This window comes from Marinagarivorans sp., from assembly GCF_982758155.1.
The window spans coordinates 1-7,938 of the sequence record NZ_CEXWTU010000222.1 but is presented as its reverse complement, the minus strand read 5'-3'; the positions used below and the strand labels follow the sequence as shown (position 1 = coordinate 7,938).

The following is a 7,938-nucleotide window of genomic DNA, read 5'->3' as shown; positions in this document are numbered from 1 at the left end:
GCGAACCATTGGCCAATGTTGATTTACGTGTGGAAATATTAATGCCCGATGGCGAGCGCCGTCCGTATCATCACAAGACGGACGCTAATGGTTATTTTGATTTACCCGTGATTAAAGACACCATGACAATGGGGCCGATGACAGAGTTTGCGGTTAGTCAGCATGTTATTGCGATAATTGACGGAGAAGAAAAAGAATTTTGGTATGCGGGGAAACGATCGGCGGGCTTGCATGGTGAATTTAGGTTTGAGCCGGGTGAGTTCATGGGGTTAACTTGCGATATTACGGGTGATCGCAATCGCTTAGCGGAAGAAGAAGGATATTTTTTAACGATATGCAAATGGGAAGAGATAAGAAGAGTGTAGTATGACTACTTTAATCTTGAGAGCACTAACTGCGATAATCGCCCTGATCAATGGCGCTAGTCATCTTATCTTAGTGGCGCTAAAATGCGAAAGATTTAGCGGCTTTTCTATGCTCCCTGTGGGGCTTACCGTCGGCTTTATATTTATTTGACGGTGTTGGCGTTATAATTAATCACCGCCTATTTGTTTTAATCCAATGGAGGGAGTATGAAACCCATCGTAAAGCTTACCCTTCTGACTCTATTATTTGTTAGCGTATCAGGAGCTTGTATGTCCATCCCATCACTCAACCCCTTTAAAAAAGAAGTGGTATTAATGTCGCCATTAAAAGGCACGCTTTTAAAGGGCAGCGAACCATTGGCCAATGTTGATTTACGTGTGGAAATATTAATGCCCGATGGCGAACGCCGCCCGTATCACCATAAGACGGATAGTAACGGCTATTTTGATTTGCCCGTGATTACTGACACCATGACTATGGGGCCTATGACGGAGTTTGCTGTTTCTCAATGGGTCTATGCGGCCTTAGACGGCGTAGATACCAAAATTTGGGCCGCAGGTAAAAGGTCAGATAAGTTGCATGGCGAATTCACATACGAACCAGGAGAGTTCATTGGTTTAACTTGTGATATCAATGACGATCGAAATGATTTGGCAGATGAAGAAGGATCAATTGTTACCCTTTGTAAATGGAAAGAAATAAGGAGAATTTAATATGGCTACATTAACACCTCGTCAAGCGGCAAAGCTTGCAAATGATATCTATCTGGTGCAGAAAGATAAGGCATCTATTGAGCTTTTTTTTGATACTAATGGGACCATTCTATCCCAGGAAAACACTTCAGTAATGAAAGCCGAAGTCGGGTTTCGGCTCATCAATGCCCGCGATAGCTTTGGTACCTGCGTTAAAGGCGCTGGTGATTTTAAAAACGATGCTTTTTTGATATTTCGCGGCTCTACCCTTGCTAATAAATGTGCAGATTGGGTCAGTAATGCACGCATAGGCTTAGAGATTGGGGCCACCGATGTGCCTGTGCATATCGGGTTTAATCATATTTTTAAATCCATGTTAAAGGAGATTGAAACCTTCATTCTGAACTTGCCGGAAACCACTCAAGTGGTTCATTGTGTGGGCCATAGTTTGGGTGGTGCCGTTGCTACCTTGGCGGCGGATTGGATTAAGAAAAATAAGAATGTTACAACCAAGATTTATACCTTTGGCGCGCCACGCCCAGCCACACATTTATTCGCCAAAAAATTCACCGATAAGCTGGATAAAAAGAATATTTACCGCGTGTATCACGAAAGTGATCCGGTGCCGATGATTCCGGTATTTCCGTTCTGCCATGCCCCGTTTGGAAGTATGGGGTATATGATTCAAACGTCTAATATTATTTGGCCTTTTGATCATATGATGGGGAAATATATGGCATCCGTTAGAAAACACTCATGGTTAAGCCTTTCGCCGGTGGGTGATTACGAACCTACTGAAGCGGAATTAAAGCAGTGGTTGGAATCTAAGCTTCAAGTTAACCCTCAGGCGGTGAGTACGTGGAAGTGGCTCAATTCAGCGATTTGTTTTGTTCTACGAAAAGTTATGAGTGCGCTGTTTATTGCTAAGTTGCAGGCCTGTTTTATTGGTGCGGTCACTATTGCCGATGCAATAGCCTCGGTTTTAGCTCAAGGCTTTGGCGGTGGTGGCCCCAAATCAGGAGCCTCCCCTGCGGGTAGTAATGGCTATTTGGTGGTGCGTTTGATGCGTAAAATTTTACAAGTGCTTGGGTGGAAGTCTGATATTGAAGAAGAGCAGCTCACGCGTTCGTTTATGAGTATTGCTTTGCAGCGACTTATTCAAAAATCGAATGTAGAAGCGACCCGAGCGGTGATGAGCTTGACGGCCTAAGCTGACGGGTTTAAATAGGCTAGTCTCTACCATAGAGTTGAATTTTAAATGCCGGCATTGTTGCCGGCTTTTTTGTTTTAGTGGGAGGTTAAGCCGCAATGGTGAGGCGATAGCTGTATTGAGGTGTCGTTGTCGCTTAAGTCATTAGGTGGCTCGGCAAGCAATATCGGCGCTGTGGTGGTCGCAGATGGGGGGGGAGTGCCATATACCTTTGTGAAAGAAAAGGGTGAGCTGGTCATTAAGGGGCGCCAAAAGAAGAAAAAACAGAAATCTTAGGTGTACCGTATAAAAAGATGGTGTCATGCAGCGGGTGAGCCTTAAGGAGCTAGATCTTCAGTTTCAATACGGAGCTTTCGTCAATAAATTAAAGCCGATTGGTGGAGTGCAATCGATGTTCGCTGTTTCTTTTGAAATAGCTGAAGGCTTTAATGGACTCGGGTGGTAACGTGTGCGGCGTGTAATGGAGAGATAAGGCTAGGGTTGGCTTTTTGGCTGAGCTTCTCAACGCCTGGGTATTCAGAACGCAGCTTTATCTAATTTGGGTGGCGGTTCAGCAACACCTCGCACACAATCATACTACTACCGTTGCTCCCTTCCGGGCCTGGCGGAGTTCGTAGCGAATTGTTGCGAAGGGACCAAACCGCCATAAAGCGGGCCTTAAGATATAGCCCGAAACATGATGGTGGCTAGGGGGAGACTTGAACTCCCGACCCCAGCATTATGAGTGCTGTGCTCTAGAACAACCGGCAAACAAGCTTTTTGTTCTCCATATGAGGAGATCAAAAATGCCAAAAACATACGGTGTATTCTGTACAAAAGGTGGGGTCGGGAAGTCGACTACCGCAGCAAACTTGGGTGCCATCCTTGCGGATATGCACCAAAAAGTATTACTCATCGACGGTGATCCACAGCAATCGTTATCGCGTTGGTATCCGCTATCTAAAACCGCCCCATTTGGATTGACGCAGCTGTACAAGTCAGCAAGTGCTGAAGGTTGTATCAGTAGCACTGTGATCGATGGGTTAGATATCGTCCTAAATGACGACCCCTCCAAAGACCCCGCAATCGCGACTTTCTTACGAGAAAGCTTTTACAACTCATTCAACTTAAAAAAAGCCATTGAGCACCTTGGCGATCAATACGATTACGTAATTATTGATACCCAGGGCTCTAAAGGGATCATTCAAGAGACCGTTTTAATCGCATCCGATGTTGTTTTGAGCCCTGTACAGCCGAATGGGTTGGATGCAAGGGAATTCATAAATGGCACCTTAGCTTCCTATAACCAACTGATTCCAAAGCCTGGATATCCAAATATGACGGGGCGTGTTGCGCCACCGCCACTTCGGGTGCTGATCAACATGGCTGATAGAACGACCATGACTGAAGGGGTCGTGAAGCAGCTGCGGAAGCGGTTCGATGCCGAAGCGGACCATCACATAACCGTCCTCAATACCCAAATTCCCGACTTGAAAAGCTACAAAGAAGCCTTTTCAGCACAGTCACCTGTACATCGTTACGAGCGGCATCGTGGTGGGCCAACGCTTTCGGCACTTCAGATCATGAAAAAGCTAGTGCATGAACTCGAACCCAAACTGATTGATGTATCGCCAAGCTGGAAGAAATAGCCATGTCTAAAATTGATTATGAAAATGCGTTATTTGGCGAAAATACTGCGCCAATCGTTGCGAACGAAAATACATTGCCGCCCGATCCAAGAGTGGCAACTCGCTTACCTGTCACCATTGACAATTTGGTGCCCTACGGCGGCAATCCTCGCACAACAGCGAACCCCGAGTTCGAGGCAATCAAAGAGTCGATTCGGTATCGCGGGCTCGATCATCCGCCGAATGTAACGCGGGAATCTCCCGACAAGCCCTACATGATTAAAGATGGGGGGAACACACGACTGTTGGCATTGAAAGAGTTATGGGAGGAAACCCAAGACCCTCGCTACTTCACAATCGATTGCATGTTCCATCCTTGGGTGTCCGAGCGTGACGTATTGCTCGCACACATTATCGAAAACGAAATGCGCGGCAAGATGACATTTATTGATCGTGCTCGTGCAGCTATGAGGTTAAAGGCCGATCTAGAACGTGAAACTGGTGAGCCATTAGGTGTGCGAGCTTTGGCTGATGCGATCACAAAACTCGGTTGGTCGCTTCAACCTCCTAATCTAACCGCCATGATCTATGCATTTGAAAGCCTACTCCCGTGGCTACCCAGTACCCTCGATTCGGGAATGGGGCGCCCTGCGATAAACAGTACAAAGCGACTACTTAATATTTGCAGACAGTATTGGGACGCCGTTGCCAAACCAGAGGAAGGCTACTTTGATGAAGTTTGGCAGTTAGTTTTTGTCGAACTCGATGAAGATGGAGCTTTTTCCCCAGACTTAGCGCGTAACCGCGTCGAGGAAGCCATGGCTGAGAGGCTGGGTATTCCACTTTCATCAGTGCGTGCGGAAGTGCAGGGGCTCGAATCAGGTAGTTCTCTAGAGGCTAAAGAAGCGTTTGTTCAGCAGACATTTGACCAGGGGGCACCGGCTCCAGCACAACCACGTAAGCCTGAAGCGCCAACACCGGTTTCTTACAGCGAAACTATATCACCTGAGAGCAACAATACCCCCACCGGCAAACCCTATGCGGAAGAACCGCAAATAGATGGCGGATTTGACGCGCAGGCTGAGCATCAGAATGAATTCGCAGCAAAGCAGGCGACGCCGCCTACACCTACGATCGTAACGGAAACTCATCTTCAACAGAAACCTATCACATACCCGTCAACACTCGATTACTCCCAAGGTGGCATAGAAGAAGCCTTAGCGGTTCAACGGGTGAAGGTTATCGAGGGGTTGCGTGCCGTTTTTCGTGTCTTTGAATTTGACGACGACGTTGTTGAAGAAACCGGCGATCCCGTGATGTGCTTTCGGTTTAACACCAAACACTATCATCGAATCACGCCTGAAAAGCTTTATTACGTACTGCCTTTTGATCTAGCGCTCGAGTACTTCGGAGTGATTAGTTCTCTAGTGGACGAAAACATCGGAGAGTGTTTGCTTCACGAAGGTATTGAAGAGTTTATTCCGAAATATGACGAGGCTCAAAGCGTATTAATGAATGCGCGAGCCACTGTGCAGTATGGGCAAGCTCTCAGGCGTACAGGAAAGCAAAGCGCGAATGTTAACGATATGACACTTGAGGAAGTAAACCAATTTTCGGAAGCAGCAGAGCGATGGACCGAGACAATAATCGAATACGCAGCGCTGATCATCAACGATCACGCAGGCCTGCTTTAAGCGGTCACTAAAAATCCTGAGGAGACAACTATGCACAATGTATTTTCGAGTATTAATCAGCAGGCTTTGATCGTTGCGGCAGAAGCATTGCGATCAGATGATGTGAGCACACTCAGTGAGCTAGGTTTGGATGATCTCACTGAAGCCCTCGCCATGAAACTTAAGCAACTCACGCTGCAAGAAATCACATGTACCGGTGAATTTCGAGCACCGATCGCCCGGGTGAGCATTGACCGTAGGAACATAGAGCTGTTTATTAACTACGCAGCGGGTAAAACTGCGGAGGACGCGCTGGTATCCAAGGCGATCAAAGGCGGGATTCGCCAATCACAACTGGAAACGCTCAAGGGAACCTCTAGGCGGGAGTATGACGAACGCCGTAAGCGCCTTGGGCTTCAAGAGCATACTAAAGGACGTATCGAGCAGCTTAATGAGGAGGATGAGTTTCTAGTCATTCGCGAGTGGGAAAAGCTCAAGGATATTCTCGACCCTCTCTCCAAATTGGTGGAGCTACATGAACGGACTCAAATCAGAATCGACAGTGCTTGGGTTGCACTGAATCAGCATTCGGATCGTTAGATATGTCGAACGTACCTCCCATCGATCTATTGCGACGGCAAATCAAACGAGTCGAACAAGAGCTCGTGTTTGCGAAAGAGACCGGTGCAGCGAAGGATGACTTCGCTGTGCTGTTCACTGGTAACTGGCATGATTCGATACCGCGCAACTTGATCGTTAACAACAATCTATCACCAGTCGACAAGCTGTGTTGGCAAGTCCTTCGGTTAACGATCAGTAGCCCGCAACAACCAGGCACAGCACCAACTCGCGACGAGCTGGCGTTAATGGTGAATTGTTCAGCTCCGACGATAACCACGGCGCGGCAGATGCTGCGCCTTTGTCGTTTTATGACCTTCTGCAGTGTAGTACGGCACAAAGGAAAGTTCCTAGGGGAGGTTTACTTGCTCCATGAGGAACCCCTAAGTATAGAAGACACATTGACTCTCGATCCTACCTATTTGGAATTTTGTTCTGCGTTGGCCAAGTCTGGTAACAAATCATCACGGCTTCGAAAAGAAGCTGGATTAGTCCTGCGCGAAGTCGACAGAACTGAAACACAGCAACCACCCAAAACGAAGGCTGAGCATATTGGTGAGCGTATCGAACACGCCATGGATTTCTATGGTTTAGATGAGAGCACCCGCGCAGAGCCATCCATCCAGAGCAAAAATTTTGCTCTGGATGGCTTTTTATCCGAATCGTTCGAAATTCAGACAGATAACCTCAAAACAGTGGAATTTAACCAGAGAAAGAATTTTGCTCCGGATCAAAATTTAACCAAAAGTAACCAGAGCAAAAATTTTGCTCTGGCTTCCAAGGGTGTTTTTTGTAGTGGTTCTTGGAGGAGTAGTATAAATAACAAAGTAATAAAAACGCGTACACATGCGCGCGCGATATCAGAAGCAACAGCGGCAGACGTGAACGACTGGATCGAAAACTTGCCCGACAAGCAGGATTACACCAGTGATCAGCTACCGCGCTATACCGAACGTGGTGACCCTAAGCCCGAGAATAAACCGGGCTGGATGTTAAGCGATGTTGAAATTGAGCAGCTTGAGACTGGCGTAGAGCCCATCTCTCCACTGGAGAGCCGCGAATTTGAATTCCAATCAAGCAAAATTGAAGCACTGCCTGAACCATCGCATGCTCAACGCAGTGCTGTACGGAAATACCAGAGTATTGACCCAGATAACGCTTACGACTCTGGAGGTTTCCAAGCGCAGCTAGATTACTTTTTTCCTGAAATATCCGACCCCGTTTTGTCGCGCTATTCGAGCATAGGATTTTTCGGAATACAGCCTCAAATGCCGGTGATCGCGCGCGCCATAGGTGGGCTTGAACCTCTCGAACGTCGAGACATTTTGCTGCAATACATGGCAAGGAAGGCCGCCTATGTCCACGGCTGGCACCATGAGGATGTCAGTAATCCCATTGGTTACATCAGGACGCTATGCACTCGAATTAAAAAAGGTGAGTTTATTCCTGACTCGTTTTGCGGTGAATTGATCAGGTCACTGCACGACAAGACGCCTCCCATGATTTGTGACACTCATGAAATTCGAGCGAAAAAACAAGAGATCGAGAACTACGGCACTGAATTTGAGCGCTGGAAGCAATTACATAATTAGGCGATCTTGGAGCACCAAGCGATTGTGGGTGTTATCACTGATAACACTTCGAAGATTAAGTCACTGCCGGTGGCAGGGTGTTATCACTGATAACACTTCGAAGATTAAGTCACTGACGGTGGCAGGGTGTTATCACTGATAACACTTCGAAGGTTAAGTCACTGACGGTGGCAGGGTGTT

At 47.1% G+C, this 7,938-nt stretch carries 8 protein-coding genes and 1 other RNA gene; 8 read left to right on the top strand and 1 reads right to left on the bottom strand.

Annotated features, from left to right (window positions below):
- From AC3A8L_RS17705 to AC3A8L_RS17690, 4 genes are all read left to right on the top strand, one after another.
- The coding region (locus AC3A8L_RS17705; protein ID WP_487963603.1) for a DUF6795 domain-containing protein at positions 1–365 on the top strand (365 nt) is incomplete at its 5' end.
- 270 nt (positions 366–635) lie between these two features.
- Positions 636–1,079, top strand: coding sequence for a DUF6795 domain-containing protein (locus AC3A8L_RS17700; RefSeq protein WP_487963602.1), 444 nt, complete (start codon positions 636–638; stop codon positions 1,077–1,079).
- A gap of 1 nt (position 1,080) precedes the next feature.
- Complete coding sequence (locus AC3A8L_RS17695) at positions 1,081–2,268, top strand: lipase family protein (RefSeq protein WP_487963601.1); 1,188 nt, start codon at positions 1,081–1,083, stop codon at positions 2,266–2,268.
- 301 nt (positions 2,269–2,569) lie between these two features.
- Complete coding sequence (locus tag AC3A8L_RS17690; RefSeq protein ID WP_487963600.1) at positions 2,570–2,713, top strand: hypothetical protein; 144 nt, start codon at positions 2,570–2,572, stop codon at positions 2,711–2,713.
- Positions 2,714–2,813: 100 nt separating this feature from the next.
- On the opposite strand, the gene ffs is transcribed toward AC3A8L_RS17690, so the two are convergent.
- Positions 2,814–2,909, bottom strand: an RNA gene (gene ffs / locus AC3A8L_RS17685) — signal recognition particle sRNA small type.
- A gap of 144 nt (positions 2,910–3,053) precedes the next feature.
- Here ffs and AC3A8L_RS17680 point away from each other — a divergent pair.
- Genes AC3A8L_RS17680 through AC3A8L_RS17665 form a run of 4 tightly spaced genes read left to right on the top strand, consistent with a single transcriptional unit; the run spans position 3,054 to position 7,758 of the window.
- Positions 3,054–3,896, top strand: a complete 843-nt coding sequence (locus AC3A8L_RS17680) for a ParA family protein (RefSeq protein ID WP_487963599.1) — start codon at positions 3,054–3,056, stop codon at positions 3,894–3,896.
- A 2-nt stretch (positions 3,897–3,898) separates the two neighbouring features.
- A complete protein-coding gene (locus AC3A8L_RS17675) occupies positions 3,899–5,569 on the top strand; it encodes a ParB family protein (protein WP_487963598.1) in 1,671 nt (556 codons plus the stop codon).
- 30 nt (positions 5,570–5,599) lie between these two features.
- The gene (locus tag AC3A8L_RS17670) at positions 5,600–6,148 is read left to right on the top strand and encodes an STY4526/YPO1902 family pathogenicity island replication protein (RefSeq protein WP_487963597.1); all 549 of its coding nucleotides are present in this window, start codon (positions 5,600–5,602) and stop codon (positions 6,146–6,148) included.
- Between the two features lie 2 nt (positions 6,149–6,150).
- The gene (locus tag AC3A8L_RS17665) at positions 6,151–7,758 is read left to right on the top strand and encodes a hypothetical protein (protein ID WP_487963596.1); all 1,608 of its coding nucleotides are present in this window, start codon (positions 6,151–6,153) and stop codon (positions 7,756–7,758) included.
- Positions 7,759–7,938: the final 180 nt, after the last annotated feature.